This window comes from Serratia sp. Z4 (genome assembly GCF_009900725.1).
Taxonomy (GTDB): domain Bacteria; phylum Pseudomonadota; class Gammaproteobacteria; order Enterobacterales; family Enterobacteriaceae; genus Serratia; species Serratia nematodiphila.
This window is the reverse complement of record NZ_JAAABD010000009.1, coordinates 37,633-63,538: the sequence shown is the minus strand read 5'-3', so window position 1 is coordinate 63,538 and position 25,906 is coordinate 37,633. Positions and strand designations below refer to the sequence as shown.

Genomic DNA, 25,906 nt, shown 5'->3' with positions numbered 1-25,906 from the left:
CGATGCGAATAATTGTCTACGGCAGTTTACGGCGCAAACAGGGAAACAGCCATTGGATGACCAACGCCCAATGGCTCGGCGAGCACGAGCTCGAAGGCTATCAGATTTATAATCTGGGCCATTACCCGGCGGCGATCCCTGGAGAGGGCACGATACATTGCGAAGTGTATCGTATTAACTCATCGATTCTGGCAGAGCTGGACGAACTGAAAAGCAACACCAAGGACTATAAGCGCGAGCTGATTCAGACGCCTTATGGGAGTGCGTGGATCTACCTGTATAAACACAGCGTGGACGGTTACCCGCGAATTACCAGCGGTGACTGGCTGAAACGCCTCGAAGATCAGTAATAAAAAAACACCGCTCAATGAGCGGTGTTTTTTCATCGGACGGCGGCGAAAATTACTTCTTGGCGGCGCGTTCGAAGGAGGCGATGATTTCCGCTTTAGCTGCGGCAGCGTCTGCCCAGCCTTCCACTTTCACCCATTTGCCTTTTTCCAGATCTTTGTAGTGCTCGAAGAAGTGAGCGATCTGGGCTTTCAGCAGTTCCGGCAGGTCGTTCACGTCTTTCACGTGATCGTACTCTTTGGTCAGCTTGCTGTGCGGTACCGCAACCAGCTTGGCGTCTTCACCGGCTTCGTCGGTCATCTTCAGCACGCCAACCGGACGGCAGCGGATCACGGAGCCCGGCTGCAGCGGATATGGGGTTGGGACCAGCACGTCAACCGGATCACCATCCAGAGACAGAGTGTGGTTGATGTAGCCGTAGTTGCACGGGTAGAACATCGCGGTGGACATGAAACGGTCAACGAACAGCGCGCCGGTTTCTTTGTCGATTTCGTATTTGATTGGATCGGCGTTGGCCGGGATTTCGATTACTACGTAGATGTCTTCCGGCAGGTCTTTGCCAGCTGGGACCAGATTCAAGCTCATGTCGGTTTCCTTTAATCATCAAACCAGAAATGGAGTGGCGGCTATTATAGCGGACTCTTTTGCGATTTCCTGCCCTTTTCATCGTCGAAAACCCAGTGTCTCTGCGCGCGGAGAATTTCCAGATTAATCCCGCCGCGGCATGAAGTTTTGCCTCCGCCTGCCGATAACTTCAACAAACAATAATGAGCCAGCAAAGCTGGCTCCGCGTTTTGCCACCCCTACTACGTCTGATCTCACTATTCTGAAGCCGGGAAGAACTCATGCTAAAAAAGATTACGGTGAAGGCTGGGCTGATCGCCCTGCTGAGCCTGATGACCATGCTGCTGATCATGGTCAGCGTTATTGGCGTCAACGCGATTAACGAAGGATCGCGCTCGATCCATACCTTAAACCAGATCCTCGGCGAAGAGCTGGGCTCGCTGGCCAACAGCTCCAACCTGACGCTGCGCGCCCGAACCGCCGCTTCGCTGGCGGTGCGCCAACGGGAGATCGGCCAGACTGATGTCTCCGACGCCACCGTGGGCCGCATCTACGGTTACCTCGAGCAGTCGAACAAGGAAATGGCGCGCTTTGTCGGCGTCGGCACCGTGACCGAGCGCGGCCGCGAACTCTCCAGCCGCCTGCAAAACAGCTATCGCGCCTATCTGGAGCAGGGTGTGAAGCCGATGGCCGCCGCCATCAAGGCCGGCAAGATCGATGAGTATTACCATATCCAGGAGACGCGCATTTCCGCCTTGAGCATCGCGTTTGAAAAGGATCTCAGCGATTTCCGCAGTTTCGCCATGAAGCTCGGCGAGAAGCAGGTGTATGACGCCGAAAGCAACGCCAGCACCAAGATCTCGCTGATCGTGGTGGCGGGCCTGCTCAGCGTGCTGCTGGCGGTGCTGGCCTGGTTTGCGTTGCGGGTGATCATTTTGCGTCCGCTGGATGAGTCCATCGCGCAGCTGGAATACATCGCCGGCGGCGATCTGACCCATGAGATCCGCGGCGAGGGCGATACCGAAATGGGCCGCCTGGTGCGGGCGATGCAGCGCATGCAGCGGGCGCTGGCCAATTCGGTCAGCAAAGTGCGTGACGCCAGCAGCCAGATCGACACCGGTTCACGCGAACTGGCGGCCGGTAACCTGCATCTGGCGCAGCGCACCGAAGAATCGGCCGCTTCGCTGGAAGAGACTGCCGCCAGCATGGAACAGCTGACCTCGACGGTGAAAATGAACGCCGAGAACTGCGAGCAAGCCAACCAACTGGCGCTGAGCGTGTCCGATATCGCCAACCAGGGCAGCGACGTGGTCAGTCAGGTGATGAGCAAGATGCAGGCGATCACCGACAGCTCGCGCCGCATCGCCGATATCATCAGCGTGATGGACGGCATCGCCTTCCAGACCAATATCCTGGCGTTGAACGCAGCGGTGGAGGCGGCGCGCGCCGGTGAACAGGGCCGCGGCTTCGCGGTGGTGGCCGGCGAAGTGCGCAATCTGGCGCAGCGCAGCGCCCAGTCGGCGAAAGAGATCAAAGGGTTGATCGAAGCGTCGCAGAACCGGGTGCAGGAAGGCGAGCAGATGGTGGAGTCGGCGGCGCAGACCATGAGCGGTATCACCGGTGAAGTGGGCCGGGTGACGGCGTTGATGCGTGAGATCTCGGCGGCGACGCGCGAACAAAGCAGCGGTATCGAACAGGTGAATCTGGCGGTGGCGCAGATGGATCAGGTGGCGCAGCAGAATGCGGCGCTGGTGGAAGAGTCGGCGGCGGCGACGCGCTCGCTGGAAGAGCAGGCTCAGCTGCTGGCGCAGAGCATGGCGGCGTTCAAGCTGTAAGGCGATAAGGGTTCGGCGCGGCGCCGAACCCTTGCCAGTAACGCGTTACTCGTCCGGGTTTTCGGCGATGAAGCGTTCTGCGTCTTCTACCATCGACTTGGTGCCGACGAAGAATGGCGCGCGCTGGTGCAGTTTCACCGGCGTGATGTCCAGAATGCGATTTTTGCCGTCGCTGGCCTTACCGCCGGCCTGTTCGGCCAGGAACGCCATCGGGTTGCATTCGTACAGCAGGCGCAGCTTGCCTTGCGGGTGGCTGGCGGTGCTTGGGTAGATGTAGATGCCGCCTTTCAGCAGGTTGCGGTGGAAGTCCGCCACCAGAGAACCGATGTAGCGCGAGGTATAAGGGCGCTGCGTCGCTTCGTCCTGCTCCTGGCAGTACTTGATGTATTTCTTCACGCCGAGAGGGAACTTGATGTAGTTGCCTTCGTTGATGGAATACATGTTGCCGCTCGCCGGGAAGCGCACTTTCTCGTGAGAGAGACAGAACACGCCCAGAGACGGATCGTACGTGAAGGCGTGGACGCCGTAACCGGTGGTGTACACCAGCATGGTGGACGAGCCGTAAACCACGTAACCCGCTGCGACCTGGGCGCTGCCCGGCTGCAGGAAGTCTTCTTCGGTCACCGGCGTGCCGACCGGCGTGATGCGACGATAGATAGAGAAAATCGTACCGACCGAGACGTTGACATCGATGTTGGACGAGCCGTCCAACGGATCCATCAATACGACATACTTGGCATTTTCAGCTCGCTCGCCGTCGAATATCACGATTTCATCTTCTTCTTCGGAAGCGATACCCGCAACTTCACCACGCGCTTTCAACGCCGCTTTCAGTTTTTCGTTCGCGTACAGGTCCAGTTTCATCTGAACTTCGCCCTGTACGTTGGACACCCCGCTGGTTCCCAGAATATCAACCAGGCCGGCCTTGTTGATGTCGCGGTGGATGATTTTGGCGCCCAGTTTAATTGCAGAAAGTAACGCGGTCAGCTCGCCGGTGGCGTGAGAGAAGTCGTGCTGTTTCTCGACGATAAATTCGCCTAACGTTTTCATGACACAATCCCTGAATCTACGGATGGATAGCGGCCTGTTAACAAACCGCCAACGTTTTCGCGTGCAGTGTAGCCCAAAGATGCGCGCCATTCATAGGCAAATCCATTTCTTCTGGACGATTCTGAGCGTTAGAATATGCCGACATTCGATGCACTCACATGAGAAACCTATGCGCATTCACATTCTTGGGATCTGTGGCACCTTTATGGGCGGGCTGGCGATGCTGGCGCGCTCACTGGGGCATGACGTCACCGGTTCGGACGCCAACGTCTATCCGCCGATGAGCACGCTGCTGGAGAACCAGGGGATCGATCTGATTCAGGGTTATGATCCCGCCCAGCTGGATCCGGCGCCGGATCTGGTGATCATCGGCAACGCCATGACGCGCGGCAACCCGTGCGTGGAGGCGGTGCTGGAGCGTGGTATCCCTTACGTTTCCGGCCCGCAGTGGCTGCACGACGCCGTGTTGCGCGATCGCTGGGTACTGGCGGTCGCCGGCACCCACGGCAAAACCACCACCGCCGGCATGGCGACCTGGATCCTCGAGGCCTGCGGCTACCAGCCCGGCTTCGTCATCGGCGGCGTGCCGGGCAACTTCGACGTATCGGCCCGCCTCGGCGGCAGCCCGTTCTTCGTGATCGAGGCCGACGAGTATGACTGCGCGTTCTTCGACAAGCGCTCCAAGTTCGTGCACTACAGCCCGCGCACGCTGATCATGAACAACCTGGAGTTCGACCACGCCGATATTTTCGACGATCTGAAAGCCATCCAGAAACAGTTCCACCACCTGGTGCGTCTGGTGCCGGGCAAAGGTAAAATCATCCTGCCGGACAACGACAGCCACCTGAAGCAGGTGATGGCGATGGGCTGCTGGAGCGAACAGGAGCTGGTGGGCGAAGAGGGCGCCTGGCGCGCGCAGAAGCTGACGCCGGACGCCAGCCATTACGCGGTGTTCCTCGACGGTGAGCAGGTCGGCGAAGTGAAGTGGGCGCTGGTGGGCGAGCACAACATGCATAACGGCCTGATGGCCATCGCCGCGACTCGCCACGTCGGCGTGCAGCCGGCGGACGCCTGCCGCGCGTTGGGCGATTTCATCAACGCCCGCCGCCGCCTGGAGCTGCGCGGCGAAGCCAACGGCGTCACGGTTTACGACGATTTCGCGCACCACCCGACGGCGATCCTGGCCACTCTGGCCGCGCTGCGCGGCAAGGTCGGCGGTACGGCGCGCATTCTGGCGGTGCTGGAACCGCGATCCAACACCATGAAAATGGGCATCAGCAAAAATGATCTGGCGCCTTCGCTCGGCCGTGCCGACGAAGTGTTCCTGTTCCAGCCGCACCACATTCCGTGGCAGGTCGCGGAAGTGGCGGATGCCTGCGTGCAGCCGGCGCATTGGAGCGCGGATCTCGACACGCTGGTGGAGATGGTGGTGAAAACCGCACAGCCGGGCGACCACATTCTGGTGATGAGCAACGGCGGTTTCGGCGGTATTCACGATCGCTTGCTGGACGCGCTGGCGAAAAAGCAGGAACCGAAGGTGACCTACTGATCGCTTAGCCGCATCAGCCAACCTAAGGGCCGCATTCGCGGCCTTTTTTACGCCCATAAAAAAGCCCTCGCGAGCGAGGGCAACGGGGTTCGTCGGATAGGACGACGAGAGGGTCTCTGGGAAATCGGCGTTTGCGTCAGAACTCGGCAGTGGCAGTGACGAGGGTAATCAGCTCTGCAAAGCCGTTCCCAGAGTTGTTATTTGTAAATCTCGGCGGTGGCGTGGTAGTTGCCTTCGTTACGGGCTTCGATCACGCGGTAGGCGGTCGCGCCTTTCGCGTCGGCTTTCTCCGACAACGCCTGGCGAATGTCGGTCGGCGCGCCGTCGATGCCGCTGACGGTAATGGTGCCGATAGATTGCAGATTGGCGGTCTGATCGTTAGTCACCAACTGGGCGGCAGACGCGCCGAAGGAGATGACGGACAGCAAACCGAGTGCAGCAACAGTAGTTTTCATGTTCATGATAGCGATCCTTGGTCATAACAGCCTGGAAGGGCTTGGCAGCGATTTTTATTCTTGAAGGCCGTTATGACAGCGTTTGATTCCAGAGATGTATTGCCCGTTGCCGGGTAATGCCGTTACTTATTTGTAGATTTCAGCGGTCGCGTGGAAGTTGCCGTCGTTGCGCGCTTCGATCACGCGGTAAGCGGTCGCCCCTTTGGCGTCGGCTTTGTCGGACAGTGCCTGGCGAATGTCGGAAGGCGCAGCGGCGACGCCGCTCACGGTGATCACACCGGCGGGCTGCAGTTTTGCGGCCTGGGTTGCATCAACAGATTGTGCTGCGAATGCACCAAAGGAAAGCATGGACAGAACGCTCAGGGTTGCAACGGTAGCTTTAATTTTCATCATCTCACCTCATCGTATTCTTTTATCAGTTCCAACGAACTGTGATTCAGTTCACGAAAATGAGTATACAGCTAGTAACGCGAAAAATTAATAGTTCGCTAACAGTTGCTAGTGAAACTTTAACCTCATGATCCTTATTTTTTATAACCGTAAGGAATAAAAAACGCTCATAAAACGATCTTTTGATGTTAAATTTATGTAATTTCAATAAGGTAAGTGATTTTGACCAAAAGTGCGGAAGATCACAGTGGGTACTGCTGGTTACATGGAGATGTCATGGAAATGTGTTGTTGCGGGATAAAAAAGCAGTGTTAAACGCGGTTGAAGGCTGGGAAGGTAACGCGAGGGTTAAAGAAGCGCTAACAAAATGCGGTTTACAGCCGCACTTTGTTAGCGCCAGGTTTCACAGCTCTTGTTCGAACACGCCCAGGATCGCTTCATGCAGCTTCTGAGCGGTAAAGCCGTTGGACGGGGTGACGAAAATCGTGTCGTCGCCGGCAATTGTGCCGAGGATACCCTGGGATTTACCCAGTGAGTCGAGCAGGCGGGCGATCAGCTGTGCGGCGCCCGGGCTGGTGTGGATCACCACGACGGCATCGTTATGGTCGACGTCGAGCACCAGATTCTTCAATGGGCTGGTGGTGGTCGGCACGCCGAGTTCGGCAGGAAGGCAATACACCATTTCCATTTTGGCATTGCGCGTACGTACCGCGCCGAACTTGGTCAGCATGCGCGATACTTTGGATTGGTTAATGTTTTCGAAGCCTTCTTCTTGCAGCGCCAAAACGATCTCGCCTTGAGAACTGAATTTTTCTTCTTTCAATAACGCTTTGAACGTCTTGATCAGATCTTCCTGTTTTGCGGGATTACGCATTTTGCACCGTGGAATGTTGATAGTGGAAGTCATGATTATGCATATAGATGAATTTTTATGCAACAAAGGCCGCCCCAAAGAAAATAAAAATGACCGGACGGCGAGGAAAGGGCGGCATTTTAACAAAATCCGGCCGCGATGAATATGCCCTTTTGACGACGGAAAATCGGCCTGCGGTGGTAAATAAAATGTTATTAAAATGATGTTGTTCTGATGTTGCGTAAGGGTGTAATGTAACGGCCGGTTAACTTGCTCGTGAATAACCTCGCACTTTTTTTGATTAGTGTGCGCTATGCCCTTCATGCGTAAGCGATTTAATCTAAAATGGGCGCGACAGCGGCCGTTTTATTACACCTGCAGGCAAGAATTGGCTAATTTATTGTTTTGAAAGGTGTAATAACGTAAGGTCCGTAACCAACACATTCACGGCGCTTTATATATTTAAGATAATAAAGGAGTATAGGATGAAAGTTGCAGTTCTCGGTGCTGCTGGCGGTATCGGCCAGGCCCTCGCCCTTCTACTCAAAACCCAGCTTCCTTCAGGTTCTGAACTCTCTCTCTACGACATTGCCCCCGTTACCCCAGGCGTTGCCGTCGACTTAAGCCACATCCCAACCGCAGTTAAAATCAAAGGCTTCAGCGGCGAAGACGCGACTCCGGCTCTGCACGGTGCGGACGTGGTGCTGATTTCCGCCGGCGTGGCCCGTAAGCCAGGCATGGATCGCTCTGACCTGTTCAACGTTAACGCCGGCATCGTGCGTAACCTGATTGAGCAAGTGGCGAAAACCTGCCCGAAAGCCTGCATCGGCATCATCACCAACCCGGTTAACACCACGGTCGCCATCGCGGCGGAAGTGCTGAAAAAAGCCGGCGTTTACGACAAGAACAAACTGTTCGGCGTGACTTCGCTGGATATCATCCGTTCCAATACCTTCGTGGCCGAGCTGAAAGGCAAGCAGCCTGAAGAACTGAACGTGCCGGTGATCGGCGGCCACTCTGGCGTGACCATCCTGCCTCTGCTGTCGCAGATCCCTGGCGTGAGCTTCACCGATCAGGAAGTGGCGGATCTGACCAAACGTATTCAGAACGCCGGCACTGAAGTGGTGGAAGCCAAAGCCGGCGGCGGGTCTGCAACGCTGTCCATGGGTCAGGCGGCCGCCCGTTTCGGTCTGTCTCTGGTGCGTGCGCTGCAGGGCGAGAAAGGCGTTGTGGAATGCGCTTACGTTGAAGGCGACGGCAAATACGCTCGCTTCTTCGCGCAGCCGCTGGTGCTGGGCAAGAACGGCGTTGAAGAACGCAAAGATATCGGCACCCTGAGCGCCTTCGAGCAGAAAGCACTGAACGAGATGCTGGACGTGCTGCATAAAGATATCGAACTGGGCGAGAAGTTCATCAATAACTGATCGACACCGATAGTCAGCCGATAAACGCCGCCGGACGCTGTTCCGGCGGTTTTTTTTGCTCCGCGTTCACGATTTGATGCGTGCTTTGCGATCCAGCAGGCAATCGCTGTGCGGATCGTAATAGCGGCTTGGCCAGATCTCCGAAGGGTGGATGCCTATCGCTTCGGCGATCAGCCATTCCCCCTTTGGCCACGGGCGCGACAGCGCATTGGCCAGCGTCGATGAGCTTAATCCGGCCTTGCGCGACACTGCCGCCAGCGTGGTGCCCTGCTTGCGTAGCGCCGCGATGATATCTGCCGGATGCCAATCTGGGTTCCTTGAATTCATGTTTACATTCCTTTTCTGATTAGCCAAAGTTGCGTTAGTGGTATAACTAACGGGTCATGGTTAAGCGTTTGAACAACGTGAAACGCTTATTCGGAAACAAGAATACCATTAAATTTCCTAAAAAATACCCAAGTAATTTCCAAAAAACGACATTGCCCACTATTGCCCAGAGATGATGGCTATGAAAAACGAGTGGTTTGCCGCCAAGGAACTGACAGGCATCGCAGGATTACCTTCCTCACCACAGGGAATCAATCTGATGGCCCGACGCGAAGGCTGGATCAGCCGCAGGCGTAAAGGCGTGCAGGGAAAAGCGTTGGAGTACCATATCGACAGCCTGCCTCCAGGCGTGCGTAACCTGCTGGCGCTGAAAGAAGACGGGGCGACATATGACGTAGAACGCCAGGATCCGTTGGCGGTATGGATCGAGTATTACTACCATTTGACGGAGAGCGAGCGCGAGAAAATGGTGGCTTTCCTGATGCGGGAAGGGATAGGCGGCCTGCTGGCGCGCATTGACGAAGAGAACAATACCTAGACAGGCCCGCCTCAGCGGGCCTGATAAGAACGTTAAGAAACTTTTGTTTCTTAAAAGTCGCGTTGCACTGCCAGATGCGCCAGGCCTTCCAGCGCCGTGCGGTGCTCCGAGGCCGGCAAGACCTGCAGCGCGGCGATCGCCTTGTCGGCTTCTTCCTCGGCGCGTTGGCGGGTGTATTCCAGCGAACCGCATTGTTGCATCGCCTGCAGCACCGGCTCCAGCAGGTGGCGGCCGTTACCTTGCTCAATCGCGCCGCGGATCATGTCACGCTGGGCGTCGTCGCCGTTGTGCATCGCGTGCAGCAGCGGCAGGGTCGGTTTCCCTTCATTCAGATCGTCACCGGTGTTTTTGCCCAGGGTGCTGCCGTCGGCGCTGTAGTCGAGCAGATCGTCGATCAGCTGGAAAGCGGTGCCGAGGTAGCGGCCATAATCTTGCAGCGCCTTCTCTTGCTCGGCGTTGGCGCCGGACAGGATCGCCGACGATTGCGCCGCCGCCTCAAACAGACGGGCGGTTTTGCTGTAGATCACCCGCATATAGCTTTCTTCGCTGATGTCAGGATCGTGCACGTTCATCAACTGCAGCACTTCGCCTTCGGCGATGACGTTGACCGCCTCCGACATCAGCGCCAGCACGCGCAGCGATTCCAGGCTGGTCATCATCTGGAAGGCGCGGGTATAGATAAAGTCGCCGACCAGCACGCTGGCGGCGTTGCCGAACGCCGCGTTGGCGGTGGCTTTGCCGCGGCGCATATCCGACTCGTCGACGACGTCGTCATGCAACAGCGTGGCGGTATGAATGAATTCGATCAGGGCGGCTACGGTGACGTGCTTGTTGCCTTCGTAGCCCAACGCCCGCGCCGCCAGGACGGCGATCATCGGCCGGATGCGCTTACCGCCACCGCTGATAATGTAATAGCCAAGCTGATTGATGAGCGTGACATCGGAATTCAGCTGTTCGAGAATTGTTGCGTTCACGGCCGCCATATCTTGCGCGGTTAACTCGGTAATTTGCTCTAGGTTCATTGTGTTTTTTTCAGCTGTGTTTCTCTTCACCGCGTTGAGATCGCTGCTCACATCGGTACATGGCGGTAACTGTCCCTATGATTGTACTTGAAAAACGGTTCAGATAAACGCCACGAAAGAAACTGCGCTTTTTTTCTTCTTTTTTCTCCTTCTGGTCTTATTCTGCTCTTGTCATGCGCCGCTTTTTTGCGTAGAATTCGCGCCCTATTGTGAATATTTATAGCGCGCTCTGAACTAACACAGTCGGGCACGCGGAAAGCGGAGTTTTATATGTACGCGGTTTTCCAAAGTGGTGGTAAACAACACCGAGTAAGCGAAGGTCAGACCGTTCGCTTGGAAAAGCTGGACATCGCAACTGGTGAAGCGGTTGAGTTTGACCAGATTCTGATGATCGCTAATGGCGAAGATATCAAAATCGGCGTTCCTTTCGTCGATGGCGGCAAGATCAAAGCTGAAGTCGTTGCTCACGGTCGTGGCGAGAAAATTAAAATCGTTAAGTTTCGTCGTCGTAAACACCACCGTAAGCAGCAGGGCCACCGTCAGTGGTTCACTGACGTTAAAATCACCGGCATCAGCGCTTAAGTTAGGAGAGCGGATTAATGGCACACAAAAAGGCTGGCGGCTCGACTCGTAACGGTCGCGATTCAGAAGCTAAACGTCTGGGCGTAAAACGCTTTGGCGGCGAAGCAGTACTGGCAGGCAGCATCATCGTTCGTCAGCGCGGCACCAAATTCCACGCTGGTACCAACGTGGGTTGCGGCAAAGACCACACTCTGTTTGCTTTGAAAGACGGTAAAGTCAAATTCGAAGTTAAAGGCCCGAGCAATCGTAAATTCATCAGCATCGAAGCTGAATAATTTTTCGAGCCTTACGAAATAGATGTAAGCCCCGCAATTCGTTGCGGGGCTTTTTACATTTATGGGTTGCCTGAGGGTTGGCCCGTCAGCGTTGGCGAAGGTGATATGGATACGAAGCAGCAGGTCGGCGTTGGTATTTCTTTGGCGTTAACCACGGCGGTTTGCTGGGGCGCGTTGCCGATCGCGATGAAAGAAGTGTTGGTGGTGATGGAGCCGTTTACCGTTGTCTGGTATCGCTTTACCATGGCCGCCATCGGTTTGGGCCTGATCCTTGCGGTGCGCGGCAAGCTGCCGCCGCTGACGATGTTCCGCCAGCCGCGTTGGCTGCTGCTGTTGGCGATCGCGACGGCGGGGCTGCTGGGCAACTTTGTGTTCTTCAGCTCCTCGCTGCAATACCTGAGCCCGACGGCGTCGCAGGTGATTGGCCAGCTGTCGCCAGTCGGTATGATGTTCGCCAGCGTGCTGATTTTAAAAGAGCGCATGCGCATCACCCAGGTCATTGGCGCCCTGATGCTGATTTGCGGGCTGATGCTGTTTTTCAACGTCAGTCTGATAGAGATCTTCACCCGGCTGACGGACTACACGCTGGGCGTCATGCTGGGTGTGTGTGCGGCGATGGTCTGGGTGAGCTATGGCGTGGCGCAGAAGGTGTTGCTGCGCCGGCTGGCTTCGCCGCAGATCCTGGTTATGTTGTACACTTTATGTGCGATTGCGTTGTTCCCTCTGGCCAAACCCGAGGTGATTTTCCAGCTTAGCGGCTGGCAATTGGCGTGCCTGCTGTTTTGCGGCGCCAACACGCTGATCGGCTATGGCGCGCTGGCAGAAGCGATGGCGCGCTGGCAGGCGGCGCAGGTGAGCGCGTTGGTTACGCTGACCCCGCTGTTTACCCTGCTGTTTTCAGATTTATTGGCGCTGGCTTGGCCCCAGGCATTCGCCATGCCGACGCTGAACATCGTCGGCTATGTCGGTGCGTTTGTGGTTGTGGCGGGCGCCATGTTTTCCGCAATTGGTCACCGGTGGTGGCCGCGACGGGCAGACCCCCCCCTGGTTGCTCCTTTGAAGCAGCCCGGTGAATGATTTACGGAGACGGTAAATGAAGTTTGTAGATGAAGCAGCGATTCTGGTCGTTGCAGGCGACGGCGGCAACGGGTGCGTCAGCTTCCGCCGCGAAAAATATATCCCGAACGGTGGGCCTGACGGCGGTGACGGCGGCGACGGCGGCGACGTCTACCTGCTGGCGGACGAGAACCTTAACACCCTGATCGACTACCGCTTTGAGAAGTCTTTCCGCGCCGAACGCGGCCAGAATGGCCAGAGCCGCGACTGTACCGGCAAACGCGGTAAAGACGTCATCATCAAGGTGCCGGTCGGCACGCGCGTGAAGGATCAGGGCACCGGCGAGATCCTCGGCGACATGACCCGCCACGAGCAGAAGCTGATGGTCGCCAAAGGCGGCTGGCACGGTCTGGGCAACACCCGTTTCAAATCTTCGGTCAACCGCGCGCCGCGTCAGAAGACGCTGGGTACCGCCGGCGAAGCGCGTGACCTGTTGCTGGAGCTGTTGCTGCTGGCCGATGTGGGCATGCTGGGGCTGCCGAACGCCGGCAAATCGACCTTCATCCGCGCGGTGTCCGCCGCCAAGCCGAAGGTGGCCGATTATCCGTTTACCACGCTGGTGCCGAGCCTGGGCGTGGTGCGCATGGATCACGAGCAGAGCTTTGTGGTCGCCGACATTCCGGGGCTGATCGAGGGCGCCTCCGAAGGCGCCGGCCTGGGTATTCGTTTCCTGAAACACCTGGAGCGTTGCCGCGTGCTGCTGCACCTGGTGGACATCGCGCCGATCGACGAATCCGATCCGGTGGAAAACGCCAAAGTCATCATCAACGAGTTGAACCAATACAGCGAAAATCTGGCGCAGAAGCCGCGCTGGCTGGTGTTCAACAAAATTGATGTGATTGGTGAGGAAGAAGCCGCCGAACGCGCCAAGGCGATTGTGGAAGGCATGGGCTGGGAAGGGAAGTACTACATGATCTCCGCCGCCAACCGCGAAGGCGTCAACGCGCTGTGCTGGGACGTGATGAACTTCATCAACACCCAGCCGAAAGCGATGGCGATCGAAGAAAGCGCACCGGAAAAAGTCGAATTCATGTGGGATGACTACCACCGCGAGCAAATCGCGGAAGTGGAAGCCGAAGCGGAAGATGACTGGGATGACGACTGGGACGAAGACGACGACGAAGGCGTCGAAATCATTTACCAGAAGTAATTCGGTGATAAAGGGCTCAGCAACGCTGGGCCCTTATTATTTGAGCGCCTTTTCCGGCAGCCAGCACTGGGCATTCAGGCCGCGCGCATCGCGGCGGTTTTCCAGCGTCAAACGCCCCTGGTGCAGTTGCGCAATGCGGATCACGATATTCAGGCCCAGTCCGCTGCCGCCGTAGCGTTGATCCATGCGGCGAAACGCCTGCGTCAGCTCCCCGACCATTTCTTCCTTGATTCCCGGGCCATCGTCGATGACCTGCAGCAGATAGCCGTTGTCTTGCGGCGTTAACCGCACCTGTATCGCGCCGCCTTCCGGGCCGTAACGGTGAGCGTTTTCGACCAGGTTGCGCAGCAGAAGCCGCAGCAACACCGGATCGCCGTTCACTGTGGCAGCAGCCGGCAATTGCCAGCCCAGCGTCTGCCCGCGTTGGGCGGCCATTTCGTCGAGCTCTTCGCGCAGCGGCTGGATCACATCGGCCACCCAATCGAAATGCTGATAATGGCCGCTGGCGAAGTCTTGCCCGGCGCGCGACAGCATCAGCAACTGCTCGACGGTATGCATCAGCTGATCGATGCGGGCGATCAGCGCCTGGCTGCCCTTGACGCCTTGTTTTTCCATCAATTCCAGATGCAGGCGGATGCCGGCCAGCGGCGTGCGCAGTTCGTGGGCGGCGTCGGCGGTGAACAGGCGTTCCTGTTGAATGGTGTTGTCCAACCGTGAGAACAGCTGATTGAGCGCATTGGTGACGGCCACCATTTCCTGGCTATCGCTGGTGATCGGCAGCGGCGTCAGGTTATCGGCAGAGCGCTTTTCCAGCCGCTGTTGCAGTTGGTTGAGTGGGCGGATGATCCAGCTGATAGCCCAGAATGACGCCAACAGGGTGACGATCATCATGATCAGCGAAGGCGCCAACAGCGATGCGATGGCCTCGGCGATCTCGGTATCGACGCGTTCGGTACGCACTTTGGCGGACAGGGTTTCGTCCACCAGGAAGCTGATCTGCTCCTGGCTTTCGTGCCACAGCCAGAAGGCGCTGATGAGTTGCGTGACCAGCAGGATCAGCGCCAGCATCAGCAGCAGGCGGCGGCGCATGCTGATCATGACGAGGGTTCCAGGCGGTAGCCGATGCCGCGCACGGTGCGAATGCGATCCTTGCCCAGTTTGCGGCGCAGGTTGTGAATATGCACTTCCAGGGTGTTGGAACCTAAATCATCTTGCCAGGTGTAGAGATCCTGCTGCAGGAGTTCGCGGTTGACCGTCTGCCCGGCACGCATGATCAGGCGCGCCAGAATGGCGAACTCTTTCGGCGTGACCTCCACCGGCTGCTGTTGCAGATAGACCTGCTGGCTGGAGAGATTCAACTGCAGGTCATCCACCTGCATCAGATTGTCGCTGTGGCCCTGGTAGCGCCGCAGGAGAGCGCGCACGCGCGCCTGCAGCTCAACCAGCGCGAAGGGTTTGACCAGGTAGTCGTCGGCGCCGGCGTCCAGCCCATCGACGCGGTCTTCCAGGGCGTCGCGGGCGGTCAGGATCAGCACCGGCAGATCGATCTGCTGGCGGCGCCACTGCCGCAGCAGCGCTGCGCCGTCCATGTCCGGCAGGCCGAGATCCAGGATCACCATGCTGTATTGGCTGGTGATGAGCAGGCTGCTGGCCTCCGCCGCTGTGGCGGCGCAGTCGCACACGTAGCCTTCACCGGTCAGCGCCAGCGCCAGCCCTTGTTGCAGCAGTTCATCATCTTCAACGACCAGCAGCTTCATGGCGATCCTCAGTTGTTTTGGTAAATATCCCGATACAGGCGGCTTTCGAAACGCACCAGCGGTGCGCGGCGCTGTTTCTGATCTTCCGGCGGCACGGCGTAGCCGGAGAGATACTGCACGAAGGCCATGCGCTGGCCGCTGGCGGTAGTGATGAAGCCCGCCAGGTTGTAGACGCCCTGCAGCGCGCCGGTCTTGGCCGACACCTTGCCGTCTACGCCAGCCTCATGCAGGCCGCCGCGGTAGCGCAGGGTGCCATCATAGCCGGACAGCGGCAGCATCGAGATAAAGTTCAGCTCGTTGTCGTGCTGCGCGATGTACTGCAGCGCCTGCATCATGGTCGCCGGGGCCAGCAGGTTGTGGCGCGACAGGCCGGAACCGTCGGCGATGATGGTGTTGCCCAGATCGATGCCGGCCTTCTGGCGCAGCACCTGCCGTACCGCATCGGAACCGGCTCGCCAGGTGCCCGGCACGCCGAAGCGTTCGTGGCCGATGGTGCGGAAGACGGTATCGGCGATCATGTTGTCCGATTTCTTCAGCATGATTTTCAACAGATCGTGCAGCGGCGCCGACTGGGTTTGCGCGATCACCGTGCCGGTGATGCCGGGGCGCGTCTGGCGTTTCAAATGCCCGTCGATCTGGATGTCGGCCTGCTTCAGCTCGTCTTTCAGGATGGCGCCCGCATAGCTGGCGCCGTCCTGGATGGCGAAGGCCAGCGGCAACGGCTCGCTGCGCTGCGTCAGGCAGCCGGTCAGGGTAAAGCGGTTCAGCTCGCCCGGCACCACGTCCAGCTCGCAGTACTGCGCGTCTGCGGAGCCGCGCGCCAGGGTGCGCACCTGGCTAAACATATTAACCGGATAATAGGAGGCGACGCGGATAAACGCCATGTCGCCCGGATTCGGCGCGCTGTACAGCGAGACCGAGAAACAGTTGCGATCGACAATGGCGGCGGCCGGCGGCGCGCTGAAGCACTGCGTCAGATCGTTCCACGGCCAGCCGGGCGCCTTGTCATGGCTGGCGAAGACCGAGGTATCGACCAGCACGTCGCCGCTGATTTGGCGCACGCCCTGCTTTTTTAGGACGGCCACCATATTGCGCAGGCTCTGGCGTTTGAAGGTCGGATCGCCGCTGAAGCGGGCGATCAGGTTGCCGCGCAGCACGCCGTCGCGGATATCACCCTGGCTCTCCAGCGTGGTGGTGAAACGGTAATCGGGCCCGAGTTGCAGCAATGCCGCCAGCGCCGTCAGCACTTTTTGGGTACTGGCCGGCAGCGCCATCTGCTGAGAGTGGTAATCGATCGTCGGCGAGCCGGCGCCGATCTTCTGAACGACCAGGGCAAGGTTGGCCCCATCAGGCAGATATTGTGTGTACTCTTCAACCGGGGCCGCATTCGCATTCAGAACAAATGCGCAAGCCAATGCACTGACAATTCGTGAAAAACGCATAATCTCGGGATAACAGCTGGATAACGTGCCGTCATACTACGGTGCAATCAGGGAAAAAGTAAACGATGACCCTCAAGGAACTCTAGGCTAAAATGCGTATCAAAATGCAAAACCGATCTTGGCTTGGGCTCCGTTCCGAGTCAGGTTTCTTTTGTTTGTCGCCTGGAGGCGGGGGGCGGTATGCCAACCGTGTTTTCATACGAATACGTCAGGATGACGGTTATTTGAACAGGAAAGATTTAGAGGTATTTATACGATGAACCAAATTCCGATGACCTTGTTTGGCGCTGAAAAACTGCGCGAAGAGCTCGAATATCTGAAAAGCGTGCGCCGCCCGAAAATCATTGCGGATATCGCTGAAGCGCGTGAACACGGCGACTTGAAAGAAAATGCCGAGTACCATGCCGCCCGCGAACAGCAGGGTTTCTGCGAAGGCCGCATTCAGGAAATCGAAGCCAAACTGTCCAATGCGCAGGTGATCGATATCACCAAGATGCCGAACACCGGCCGGGTGATCTTCGGCGCCACCGTATCGGTGATGAATCTGGACAGTGAAGAAGAAGTGACTTACCGCATCGTTGGCGACGATGAGGCCGATTTCAAGAAAAATCTGATTTCGGTAAACTCGCCGATGGCGCGCGGCCTGATTGGCAAAGAGCAAGACGATGTGGTAGTAATCAAAACCCCAGGCGGCGACGTGGAATACGAGATCCTGAAGGTCGAGTATCTCTGATCGGGATCGTTGGTCATTAATGCGCCAACGTTTTGTAAAGATAGGAAAAAGGCCGCAAGCGGCCTTTTATCTTGGTCAGGCGCATGGCACCTTTTCGTTAACCTGATGGTTATTAACGCGGTAGACTGATCTTGCGCTCTTTCGACGGGCGGTAAAGAATAAGCGTACTGCCGATAACTTGCACATTGCAGGCGCCCGTTTCACGCACGATAGCGTCGGCGATCAGGGTCTTGGTTTCGCGATCTTCAGCGGCGATTTTTACCTTGATCAGCTCATGATGCTCCAGAGCCTGTTCAATTTCAGCCAGCACCCCTTCGGTAAGACCGTTATTGCCCAGCATCACCACCGGTTTTAACGGATGCGCCAGGCCTTTCAGGTGCTGTTTTTGTTTATTATTCAGATTCATTGTCTTTTTTGCTTAAGTTGGGATTGAAAACGGTACATTCTACCGCCATCTCATGTATATCACCAAATCGGTCTTCACCGGTGTGAGTCTACGTGAGCAGCGACCCTGACATAAGACTCTTTTTATGATAGTTGGAAAACGAGATGGCTAATAAAAAGCGTTCGGCTAGCTCCAGTCGCTGGTTACAAGAACACTTTAGCGATAAATATGTACAGCAGGCGCAGAAAAAGGGACTGCGTTCCCGTGCCTGGTTTAAACTTGATGAAATACAGCAGAGCGACAAACTGTTCAAACCGGGCATGACCGTGGTTGACCTGGGCGCCGCACCGGGCGGCTGGTCGCAGTATGTGGTCACCCAAATCGGCGGTACCGGGCGCATCATCGCCTGTGATATTTTGCCAATGGATCCTATCGTTGGCGTCGATTTCCTTCAGGGCGATTTTCGTGATGAACTGGTGCTGAAGGCACTGTTGGAACGAGTAGGCGAGAGTAAGGTTCAGGTGGTCATGTCCGATATGGCCCCGAATATGAGTGGCACCCCGGCGGTCGATATTCCAAGGTCGATGTATCTGGTGGAGTTGGCGCTGGATATGTGTCGTGATGTCCTCGCACCAGGCGGAAGTTTCCTGGTGAAGGTGTTCCAGGGAGATGGCTTTGACGAGTACCTACGGGAAATTCGCTCCCTGTTTACGAAGGTTAAGATTCGTAAGCCAGACGCTTCCCGCGCCCGTTCGCGCGAAGTGTACATTGTAGCGACAGGGCGCAAACTGTAGTACCCTAACGCTGTTTGTTAACACAGTTGTAAGATGAGGTTAATCCCTTGAGTGACATGGCGAAAAACCTAATTCTCTGGTTAGTCATCGCGGTAGTGTTGATGTCTGTATTCCAGAGCTTTGGGCCCAGCGAGTCGAATGGCCGTAGGGTGGATTACTCTACCTTCATGTCCGAACTGACCCAGGACCAGGTTCGCGAAGCGCGAATCAACGGACGTGAAATTAACGTTACCAAGAAAGACAGTAACAAATACACGACCTACATCCCCGTCAACGATCCTAAGTTGCTGGATACGTTGTTAACGAAGAATGTGAAAGTTGTCGGCGAGCCGCCTGAAGAGCCGAGCCTGCTGGCTTCTATCTTTATCTCCTGGTTCCCGATGCTGTTGCTGATCGGGGTCTGGATCTTCTTTATGCGGCAAATGCAGGGCGGCGGCGGCAAGGGCGCGATGTCCTTCGGCAAGAGCAAGGCCCGCATGCTGACGGAAGACCAGATCAAGACCACTTTCGCCGATGTCGCCGGGTGTGACGAAGCGAAAGAAGAGGTGAGCGAACTGGTGGAATACCTGCGCGAACCGAGCCGTTTCCAGAAGCTGGGCGGCAAGATCCCGAAAGGCGTGCTGATGGTTGGCCCGCCGGGGACCGGTAAAACGCTGTTGGCGAAAGCGATCGCCGGCGAAGCGAAGGTGCCGTTCTTCACCATTTCCGGTTCCGACTTCGTTGAAATGTTCGTCGGCGTGGGCGCATCCCGCGTGCGTGACATGTTCGAACAAGCGAAGAAAGCCGCGCCGTGCATCATCTTCATCGATGAAATCGACGCCGTCGGCCGCCAGCGTGGCGCCGGCCTGGGTGGCGGTCACGATGAGCGCGAGCAGACCCTGAACCAGATGCTGGTTGAGATGGACGGTTTCGAAGGCAACGAGGGCATCATCGTCATCGCGGCCACCAACCGTCCGGACGTGCTTGACCCCGCGCTGCTGCGCCCGGGCCGTTTCGACCGTCAGGTCGTGGTCGGGCTGCCGGATGTGCGTGGCCGTGAGCAGATCCTGAAGGTGCACATGCGCCGCGTGCCGTTGGCTGCCGACATCGACGCCTCCGTCATTGCGCGCGGTACGCCGGGCTTCTCCGGTGCCGATCTGGCCAACCTGGTCAACGAAGCGGCGCTGTTCGCCGCCCGCGGCAACAAGCGCGTGGTGTCGATGGTGGAGTTCGAGAAAGCCAAAGACAAGATCATGATGGGTGCGGAACGCCGCTCCATGGTAATGACCGAAGCGCAGAAAGAGTCGACCGCGTATCACGAAGCGGGCCACGCCATCATTGGCCGCCTGGTTCCTGAACATGATCCGGTACATAAAGTGACGATCATTCCTCGTGGCCGTGCGCTTGGCGTGACCTTCTTCCTGCCGGAAGGGGATGCGATCAGCGCCAGCCGTCAGAAGCTGGAGAGCCAAATCTCCACCCTGTACGGCGGCCGTCTGGCGGAAGAGATCATCTACGGGCCGGAAAAAGTCTCTACCGGTGCGTCGAACGACATCAAAGTGGCGACCTCCATCGCCCGCAACATGGTGACCCAATGGGGCTTCTCCGAGAAGCTGGGGCCGCTGCTGTATGCGGAAGAAGAGGGTGAAGTGTTCCTGGGCCGTTCCGTGGCCAAGGCGAAGCACATGTCGGATGAAACCGCGCGTATCATCGACCAGGAAGTGAAGTCGCTGATCGAACGTAACTACACGCGTGCTCGCTCGCTGCTGATGGAAAACATGGACATCCTGCACTCGATGAAGGATGCGCTGATGAAGTATGAAACCATCGATGCGCCGCAGATCGACGATCTGATGAACCGCAAAGACGTGCGTCCGCCGGCGGGCTGGGACGATGCGAACAAAGGCAACAGCTCCGACAACGGCGGCACCCCGAAAGCCCCGACGCCGGTAGATGAGCCGCGCACCCCAACGCCGGGCAACACCATGTCCGAACAGCTCGACAAGTAACAACGGCTGTGTAATAACATCAAACCCCGGTACGCCGGGGTTTTTTTTTGCCCGGCGGGCAGTGAACCAGGCAACAGTAAGGTGGACCAACCATGCAGTTAACCGTGCGCGACATGACGCTCAATCTCTCCCATCCGCAGGTGATGGGCATCCTCAACGTGACACCGGATTCGTTTTCCGACGGCGGCCGCCACAACACCCTGAACCAGGCGCTGGTGCATGCGCATGCGCTGATTTCGGCCGGCGCCACGATGATCGACGTCGGCGGCGAATCGACAAGGCCGGGGGCGGCGGAGGTGAGCGAAGAGGAGGAGCTTGAGCGGGTCGTGCCAGTGGTGGAAGCGCTGGCGCAGCGCTTCGAGGTCTTTATCTCGGTCGATACCTCGAAGGCGGGCGTGATCCGCGAATCGGCGCAGGCCGGCGCCCATCTGATCAACGACATCCGTTCGCTGCAGGAGCCGGGCGCCCTGGCGGCGGCGGCGGAAAGCGGTTTGCCGGTCTGCCTGATGCACATGCAGGGACAGCCGCGCACCATGCAGCAGGCGCCGCACTACGACGATCTGATCGCCGACGTTCAGACGTTTTTCGAGCACCATATCCGGCGCTGTAACGAGGCGGGGATAACAAATCAGAAATTGCTGCTCGACCCCGGCTTCGGTTTCGGTAAAAATTTGGCGCACAACTATCAGCTTCTGGCTCGGTTGTCGGAGTTTCATCGTTTTGGTTTGCCGCTGTTGGTCGGCATGTCGCGCAAATCGATGATTGGACAACTGCTGAACGTGCCGCCGGATCAACGGGTTATCGGCAGCGTGGCCTGCGCGGTGATCGCGGCGATGCAGGGTGCGCAGATTGTCAGAGTGCATGACGTTAAAGAAACCGTCGAGGCGATGCGTGTCGTCGAGGCAACACTTTCAGCTAAGGGACAGTAGAGACATGAGCGAGCGCAAATATTTTGGCACCGACGGCATCCGTGGCAAGGTCGGGGACAGCCCCATCACGCCGGACTTCGTGCTGAAGCTGGGCTGGGCGGCCGGTAAAGTGCTGGCGCGTCACGGTTCCCGCAAGATCATCATCGGTAAGGATACGCGCATCTCCGGCTATATGCTGGAGTCCGCGCTGGAAGCCGGTCTGGCGGCCGCCGGATTGTCCGCCTCCTTCACCGGGCCGATGCCTACGCCGGCGGTGGCTTATTTGACGCGTACCTTCCGCGCCGAAGCGGGCATTGTCATTTCCGCCTCGCATAACCCGTTCTACGACAACGGCATCAAATTCTTCTCGATCGACGGCGCCAAGCTGCCGGACAACGTCGAAGAGGCAATTGAAGCCGAGATGGAAAAACCGCTGACCTGCGTGGAGTCCGCCGAACTGGGTAAAGCCAGCCGCATCATCGACGCCGCCGGCCGCTATATCGAATTCTGCAAAGGCACCTTCCCGAGCGAGCTGAGCCTGAAAGGGCTGAAAATCGTGGTCGACTGCGCCAACGGCGCGACTTACCACATCGCGCCGAGCGTGCTGCGCGAGCTGGGCGCTACGGTGATCGCCATCGGCGTTGAGCCGGACGGCATGAACATCAACGAGAAATGCGGCGCTACCGATGTGCGTCAGCTGCAGGAGCGCGTGCTGCAGGAAAAAGCGCACGTTGGCCTGGCGTTCGACGGCGACGGCGACCGCGTGATGATGGTGGATCACCTGGGCAATAAGGTGGACGGCGATCAGATCCTGTACATCATCGCCCGCGAAGGCCTGCGTCAGGGGCAGCTGCGCGGCGGCGCGGTCGGCACCCTGATGAGCAATATGGGGCTGGAGCTGGCGCTGAAACAGCTGGGCATTCCGTTCGCTCGCGCCAAAGTGGGCGACCGTTACGTGCTGGAGAAGCTGCAGGAGTTAGGCTGGCGCATCGGTGCGGAAAACTCCGGCCATGTGATCTTGCTGGACAAAACCACCACCGGCGACGGCATCGTGGCCGGGTTGCAGGTGCTGACCGCCATGGTGCGCAACCACATGAGCCTGCATGACCTGTGCAGCGGCATGAAGCTGTTGCCGCAGATCCTGGTCAACGTGCGTTTCGCCGGCGATCACAATCCGCTGGAGTCCGAAGCGGTGCGCAAGGTCACCGAACAGGTGGAAGCCGAGCTGGCCGGTCGCGGCCGGGTGCTGCTGCGCAAATCGGGCACTGAACCGCTGATCCGCGTGATGGTGGAGGGTGAGGACGAGCAGCAGGTGACCGCGCTGGCGCATCGCATCGCCGATGCGGTGAAATCCGCAGGTTAAAACAGACAGTTAGCCGCCGGGCTTGGCATCGCTGAGCCCGAACAGGCGATTGTTGGCGTTTTTTTCCGCAAACGCGCCGGCGGCTGCAAATTGCCCTTGCGCGGGTTGGCGGCTTTGGTTAGTATTCACACCCGCTTCAGTAGGCAGTTTATAAACACGCCTGCTTGATGAGTGTGAAGCATTTGGCATGCGGTGAGGCCGCAAGGATACGGGTACTACTATGTACGAAGCTCTTCTGGTAATTTTCCTGCTGATTTCAATCGGGCTGGTTGCTCTGATTATGTTGCAGCAAGGTAAAGGCGCTGATATGGGAGCCTCTTTCGGAGCAGGTGCATCAGGCACGTTGTTCGGTTCGAGTGGTTCCGGTAACTTTATGACCCGCATGACTGCTGTATTGGCGACGCTGTTCTTCGTCATCAGCCTGATTCTGGGCAACCTCAGCAGCAACCAAAGCAAGAAAGGCAGCGAGTGGGAAAACCTCGGTCAGCCGGTGAAAACTGAGCAGACAACCGCGCCGGCAGCACCTGCCAAGCCGAGCAGCGACATCCCGCAGTAAGCCGCAAAAAGTTTGTAAACGGTGGTTGTGAACTCGAAAGAACAACGGCCGTTAGCAGTAAGAATCAGTACCGAGGTGGTGGAATTGGTAGACACGCTACCTTGAGGTGGTAGTGCCCTAACGGGCTTGTGGGTTCGAGTCCCATCCTCGGTACCAAATCCCAGAGATAACTTGCAATTTTGCGATTATCGGCGTAGTATTTGCCACGTTTTCGGACGCGGGGTGGAGCAGCCTGGTAGCTCGTCGGGCTCATAACCCGAAGGTCGTCGGTTCAAATCCGGCCCCCGCAACCACTTTCCTTTAAGTGTTTATTTTCAAATACACTTTTCGATTGAAATCCGCTTTTCTCGATCAACATTTGAAAATGACACTTGCTCGAAAGTTGTACCGAGGCCGCCTAGCGGCAAACAGGGTCCAGTTGCATAAAGCCCCGATTTTTCGGGGTTTTTTGTTATTTGGCAACAGAATCACTGGGCTATTTAGCCCTTTTTTTATGTCTTGGGGGTGGGCTTGTCCACATTAGAGCAACAGTTAACAGAGATGCTTTCGGCACCCGTAGAAGCGTTGGGCTTTGAGCTTGTAGGCATCGAATTCATTCGTGCGCGCCAATCGACGCTCCGCATCTATATTGATAGTGACAACGGCATCAATGTTGATGATTGCGCTGATGTCAGCCACCAGGTCAGCGCTGTATTGGACGTCGAAGATCCAATCACGGTCGCTTACAACTTGGAAGTCTCCTCTCCTGGCCTTGATCGCCCGATGTTCACCGCAGAGCACTATACGCGTTTCCTCGGTGAAGAAGTCAGCCTGGTCCTGCGCATGGCGGTACAGAACCGTCGCAAGTGGCAGGGTATTATCAAGTCTGTCGAAGGCGAGATGATCACGGTTACTGTGGAAGGGAAAGATGAAGTGTTCGCGCTGAGCAACATCCAGAAAGCGAACCTGGTACCCCACTTTTAAAGTTTGGAAGAGGCAACTAGGATGAACAAAGAGATTCTGGCTGTTGTTGAAGCAGTTTCCAATGAAAAATCCCTTCCGCGCGAGAAGATTTTCGAAGCGCTGGAAACTGCATTAGCCACCGCAACCAAGAAAAAATACGAGCAGGAAATCGACGTGCGCGTCAGCATTGACCGCAGAACCGGCGATTTCGATACCTTCCGCCGTTGGGTCGCCGTAGACGAAGTGACGCAGCCGACGCGTGAAATCACGCTGGAAGCCGCTCAGTTTGAAGATCCGAGCATCGAGCTCGGCGGCTACGTCGAAGATCAGATCGAATCCGTAACCTTCGACCGCATCACCACCCAAACCGCCAAGCAGGTTATCGTGCAGAAAGTGCGCGAGGCCGAGCGCGCGATGGTGGTTGACGCTTTCCGTGAACATGAAGGCGAGATCGTCACCGGCGTGGTGAAGAAAGTGAACCGTGACAGCATCGCGCTGGATCTGGGCAACAACGCCGAAGCGGTGATTGGCCGTGAAGACATGTTGCCGCGCGAAAACTTCCGTCCGGGCGACCGCATTCGCGGCGTACTGTACGCCGTGCGTCCTGAAGCCCGCGGCGCGCAGTTGTTCGTCAGCCGTTCCAGCCCGGAAATGCTGAAAGAACTGTTCCGCATCGAAGTGCCGGAAATCGGCGAAGAAGTGATTGAAATTAAAGCGGCAGCCCGCGATCCTGGCTCCCGTGCGAAAATTGCAGTGAAAACCAACGACAAGCGCATCGACCCGGTCGGCGCCTGCGTAGGTATGCGCGGTGCGCGCGTTCAGGCCGTGTCGAGCGAGCTCGGCGGCGAACGCATCGACATCATCCTGTGGGATGATAATCCAGCGCAATTCGTCATCAACGCCATGGCGCCGGCCGACGTCGCGTCGATCGTGGTAGATGAAGATAACTGCACCATGGATATCGCCGTTGAAGCCAGCAACCTGGCACAGGCGATCGGCCGTAACGGCCAAAACGTGCGTTTGGCTTCCCAGCTGCTGAAACAACACCGCGGCGACGATCGTTGGGAACTGAACGTGATGACGGCGGACGACCTGCAGGCCAAGCACCAGGCCGAGGCTCATGCCGCTATTGATACCTTCACCAAGTATCTTGATATCGACGAAGATTTCGCCACCGTACTGGTTGAAGAAGGCTTCTCCACGCTGGAAGAGCTGGCCTACGTGCCGATCAAAGAGCTGTTGGAAATCGACGGTCTGGATGAAGATACGGTTGAAGCATTGCGCGAACGCGCCAAAGCTGCATTGACCACGCTGGCCCTGGCACAAGAAGAAAGCCTGGGCGACAACAAACCGGCCGACGATTTGCTCAACCTGCCGGGTCTTGAGCGCAGCATGGCCTTTAAACTGGCCGCGCGTGGGGTTTGTACGCTGGAAGATCTTGCCGAGCAGGGTGTTGACGATCTGGCTGATATTGAAGGGCTTAGCGACGAGCAAGCCGGCGAGCTGATCATGGCTGCGCGCAATATCTGTTGGTTTGGCGACAACGCGTAATAACTGTAG

Annotated in this window: 28 protein-coding genes and 2 tRNA genes; 19 read left to right on the top strand and 11 right to left on the bottom strand. The window is 57.4% G+C overall.

Translation table 11 applies throughout. The features are described from left to right. The first annotated feature begins 2 nt into the window (after positions 1-2). On the top strand, positions 3-350 hold the full coding sequence (locus tag GT753_RS22595; protein ID WP_004933596.1) for a gamma-glutamylcyclotransferase: 348 nt from the start codon (positions 3-5) through the stop codon (positions 348-350). A gap of 52 nt (positions 351-402) precedes the next feature. Here the strand turns inward: GT753_RS22595 and ppa are convergent, their stop codons facing one another. Further along, positions 403-933: an inorganic diphosphatase gene (gene ppa, locus GT753_RS22590; RefSeq protein WP_004933594.1), complete on the bottom strand. Its 531-nt coding sequence runs from the start codon at positions 931-933 to the stop codon at positions 403-405. Between the two features lie 260 nt (positions 934-1,193). Here ppa and GT753_RS22585 point away from each other — a divergent pair, with 260 nt between their 5' ends. Then, entirely contained in the window at positions 1,194-2,747 is a 1,554-nt protein-coding gene (locus GT753_RS22585) for a methyl-accepting chemotaxis protein (RefSeq protein ID WP_160125972.1), read from the top strand. Positions 2,748-2,792: 45 nt separating this feature from the next. Here the strand turns inward: GT753_RS22585 and fbp are convergent, their stop codons facing one another. After that, entirely contained in the window at positions 2,793-3,797 is a 1,005-nt protein-coding gene (fbp, locus tag GT753_RS22580) for a class 1 fructose-bisphosphatase (protein ID WP_004933587.1), read from the bottom strand. Between the two features lie 169 nt (positions 3,798-3,966). On the opposite strand from fbp, the gene mpl reads away from it, so the two are divergent. After that, positions 3,967-5,346 carry a UDP-N-acetylmuramate:L-alanyl-gamma-D-glutamyl-meso-diaminopimelate ligase gene (gene mpl, locus GT753_RS22575; RefSeq protein ID WP_044029874.1) on the top strand — a complete coding sequence of 460 codons (1,380 nt, stop codon included), beginning with the start codon at positions 3,967-3,969 and terminating at the stop codon, positions 5,344-5,346. Between the two features lie 197 nt (positions 5,347-5,543). Here the strand turns inward: mpl and yhcN (GT753_RS22570) are convergent, their stop codons facing one another. The 3 genes from yhcN (GT753_RS22570) to argR form a co-directional block, all read right to left on the bottom strand. Next, a complete protein-coding gene (gene yhcN / locus GT753_RS22570; protein WP_004933578.1) occupies positions 5,544-5,807 on the bottom strand; it encodes a peroxide/acid stress response protein YhcN in 264 nt (87 codons plus the stop codon). A gap of 120 nt (positions 5,808-5,927) precedes the next feature. Next, positions 5,928-6,191 carry a peroxide/acid stress response protein YhcN gene (gene yhcN, locus GT753_RS22565; protein WP_004933574.1) on the bottom strand — a complete coding sequence of 88 codons (264 nt, stop codon included), beginning with the start codon at positions 6,189-6,191 and terminating at the stop codon, positions 5,928-5,930. Between the two features lie 403 nt (positions 6,192-6,594). After that, a complete protein-coding gene (argR, locus tag GT753_RS22560; RefSeq protein WP_004933572.1) occupies positions 6,595-7,065 on the bottom strand; it encodes a transcriptional regulator ArgR in 471 nt (156 codons plus the stop codon). Between the two features lie 464 nt (positions 7,066-7,529). On the opposite strand from argR, the gene mdh reads away from it, so the two are divergent. Continuing rightward, positions 7,530-8,468, top strand: coding sequence for a malate dehydrogenase (gene mdh, locus GT753_RS22555; protein WP_004933569.1), 939 nt, complete (start codon positions 7,530-7,532; stop codon positions 8,466-8,468). 66 nt (positions 8,469-8,534) lie between these two features. On the opposite strand, the gene GT753_RS22550 is transcribed toward mdh, so the two are convergent. Further along, positions 8,535-8,795 carry a helix-turn-helix transcriptional regulator gene (locus GT753_RS22550; RefSeq protein WP_004933567.1) on the bottom strand — a complete coding sequence of 87 codons (261 nt, stop codon included), beginning with the start codon at positions 8,793-8,795 and terminating at the stop codon, positions 8,535-8,537. A gap of 181 nt (positions 8,796-8,976) precedes the next feature. Here GT753_RS22550 and GT753_RS22545 point away from each other — a divergent pair, with 181 nt between their 5' ends. Then, entirely contained in the window at positions 8,977-9,333 is a 357-nt protein-coding gene (locus GT753_RS22545) for a DNA-binding protein (protein WP_045610224.1), read from the top strand. A 50-nt stretch (positions 9,334-9,383) separates the two neighbouring features. Here the strand turns inward: GT753_RS22545 and ispB are convergent, their stop codons facing one another. Further along, positions 9,384-10,355 (bottom strand): octaprenyl diphosphate synthase, encoded by a 972-nt coding sequence (gene ispB / locus GT753_RS22540; protein WP_015376407.1) that lies wholly within the window; start codon positions 10,353-10,355, stop codon positions 9,384-9,386. Positions 10,356-10,625: 270 nt separating this feature from the next. On the opposite strand from ispB, the gene rplU reads away from it, so the two are divergent. From rplU to cgtA, 4 genes are all read left to right on the top strand, one after another. Next, positions 10,626-10,937, top strand: coding sequence for a 50S ribosomal protein L21 (gene rplU / locus GT753_RS22535; protein WP_004933561.1), 312 nt, complete (start codon positions 10,626-10,628; stop codon positions 10,935-10,937). A gap of 17 nt (positions 10,938-10,954) precedes the next feature. Further along, positions 10,955-11,212, top strand: coding sequence for a 50S ribosomal protein L27 (gene rpmA / locus GT753_RS22530; protein ID WP_004933559.1), 258 nt, complete (start codon positions 10,955-10,957; stop codon positions 11,210-11,212). Between the two features lie 105 nt (positions 11,213-11,317). Next, entirely contained in the window at positions 11,318-12,289 is a 972-nt protein-coding gene (locus GT753_RS22525; RefSeq protein WP_016929330.1) for a DMT family transporter, read from the top strand. 16 nt (positions 12,290-12,305) lie between these two features. After that, a complete protein-coding gene (gene cgtA, locus GT753_RS22520; RefSeq protein ID WP_004933553.1) occupies positions 12,306-13,478 on the top strand; it encodes an Obg family GTPase CgtA in 1,173 nt (390 codons plus the stop codon). A 36-nt stretch (positions 13,479-13,514) separates the two neighbouring features. On the opposite strand, the gene pmrB is transcribed toward cgtA, so the two are convergent. The 3 genes from pmrB to dacB are packed head-to-tail and all read right to left on the bottom strand — an operon-like array spanning position 13,515 to position 16,677. Next, positions 13,515-14,576, bottom strand: a complete 1,062-nt coding sequence (gene pmrB / locus GT753_RS22515) for a two-component system sensor histidine kinase PmrB (protein ID WP_021504259.1) — start codon at positions 14,574-14,576, stop codon at positions 13,515-13,517. Beyond that, positions 14,573-15,235: a two-component system response regulator PmrA gene (gene pmrA, locus GT753_RS22510; RefSeq protein WP_004933545.1), complete on the bottom strand. Its 663-nt coding sequence runs from the start codon at positions 15,233-15,235 to the stop codon at positions 14,573-14,575. Before pmrA ends, pmrB begins: the two co-directional genes overlap by 4 nt. A gap of 8 nt (positions 15,236-15,243) precedes the next feature. Beyond that, positions 15,244-16,677 (bottom strand): serine-type D-Ala-D-Ala carboxypeptidase, encoded by a 1,434-nt coding sequence (gene dacB, locus GT753_RS22505; RefSeq protein WP_160125971.1) that lies wholly within the window; start codon positions 16,675-16,677, stop codon positions 15,244-15,246. Between the two features lie 256 nt (positions 16,678-16,933). Here dacB and greA point away from each other — a divergent pair, with 256 nt between their 5' ends. Next, positions 16,934-17,410, top strand: coding sequence for a transcription elongation factor GreA (gene greA, locus GT753_RS22500; RefSeq protein ID WP_004933539.1), 477 nt, complete (start codon positions 16,934-16,936; stop codon positions 17,408-17,410). 112 nt (positions 17,411-17,522) lie between these two features. On the opposite strand, the gene yhbY is transcribed toward greA, so the two are convergent. Next, a complete protein-coding gene (gene yhbY, locus GT753_RS22495) occupies positions 17,523-17,816 on the bottom strand; it encodes a ribosome assembly RNA-binding protein YhbY (protein WP_004933536.1) in 294 nt (97 codons plus the stop codon). A 143-nt stretch (positions 17,817-17,959) separates the two neighbouring features. On the opposite strand from yhbY, the gene rlmE reads away from it, so the two are divergent. The 9 genes from rlmE (at position 17,960) to nusA (ending at position 25,897) form a co-directional block, all read left to right on the top strand. Continuing rightward, positions 17,960-18,589 (top strand): 23S rRNA (uridine(2552)-2'-O)-methyltransferase RlmE, encoded by a 630-nt coding sequence (gene rlmE, locus GT753_RS22490; protein WP_004933533.1) that lies wholly within the window; start codon positions 17,960-17,962, stop codon positions 18,587-18,589. Between the two features lie 56 nt (positions 18,590-18,645). After that, positions 18,646-20,577, top strand: a complete 1,932-nt coding sequence (ftsH, locus tag GT753_RS22485) for an ATP-dependent zinc metalloprotease FtsH (RefSeq protein ID WP_004933529.1) — start codon at positions 18,646-18,648, stop codon at positions 20,575-20,577. Between the two features lie 92 nt (positions 20,578-20,669). Further along, the gene (gene folP / locus GT753_RS22480; RefSeq protein ID WP_076740837.1) at positions 20,670-21,506 is read left to right on the top strand and encodes a dihydropteroate synthase; all 837 of its coding nucleotides are present in this window, start codon (positions 20,670-20,672) and stop codon (positions 21,504-21,506) included. 4 nt (positions 21,507-21,510) lie between these two features. Next, positions 21,511-22,848: a phosphoglucosamine mutase gene (glmM, locus tag GT753_RS22475; protein WP_021504256.1), complete on the top strand. Its 1,338-nt coding sequence runs from the start codon at positions 21,511-21,513 to the stop codon at positions 22,846-22,848. A 220-nt stretch (positions 22,849-23,068) separates the two neighbouring features. Beyond that, the gene (gene secG, locus GT753_RS22470; RefSeq protein ID WP_004933519.1) at positions 23,069-23,404 is read left to right on the top strand and encodes a preprotein translocase subunit SecG; all 336 of its coding nucleotides are present in this window, start codon (positions 23,069-23,071) and stop codon (positions 23,402-23,404) included. Between the two features lie 69 nt (positions 23,405-23,473). Further along, a tRNA-Leu gene (locus GT753_RS22465) sits at positions 23,474-23,560 on the top strand. Between the two features lie 60 nt (positions 23,561-23,620). Next, positions 23,621-23,697: transfer RNA gene (locus GT753_RS22460), tRNA-Met, on the top strand. 217 nt (positions 23,698-23,914) lie between these two features. Beyond that, the gene (gene rimP / locus GT753_RS22455; RefSeq protein ID WP_028127574.1) at positions 23,915-24,367 is read left to right on the top strand and encodes a ribosome maturation factor RimP; all 453 of its coding nucleotides are present in this window, start codon (positions 23,915-23,917) and stop codon (positions 24,365-24,367) included. A 21-nt stretch (positions 24,368-24,388) separates the two neighbouring features. Next, positions 24,389-25,897, top strand: coding sequence for a transcription termination factor NusA (gene nusA / locus GT753_RS22450; RefSeq protein WP_004933514.1), 1,509 nt, complete (start codon positions 24,389-24,391; stop codon positions 25,895-25,897). The last annotated feature ends 9 nt before the right edge of the window (positions 25,898-25,906 follow it).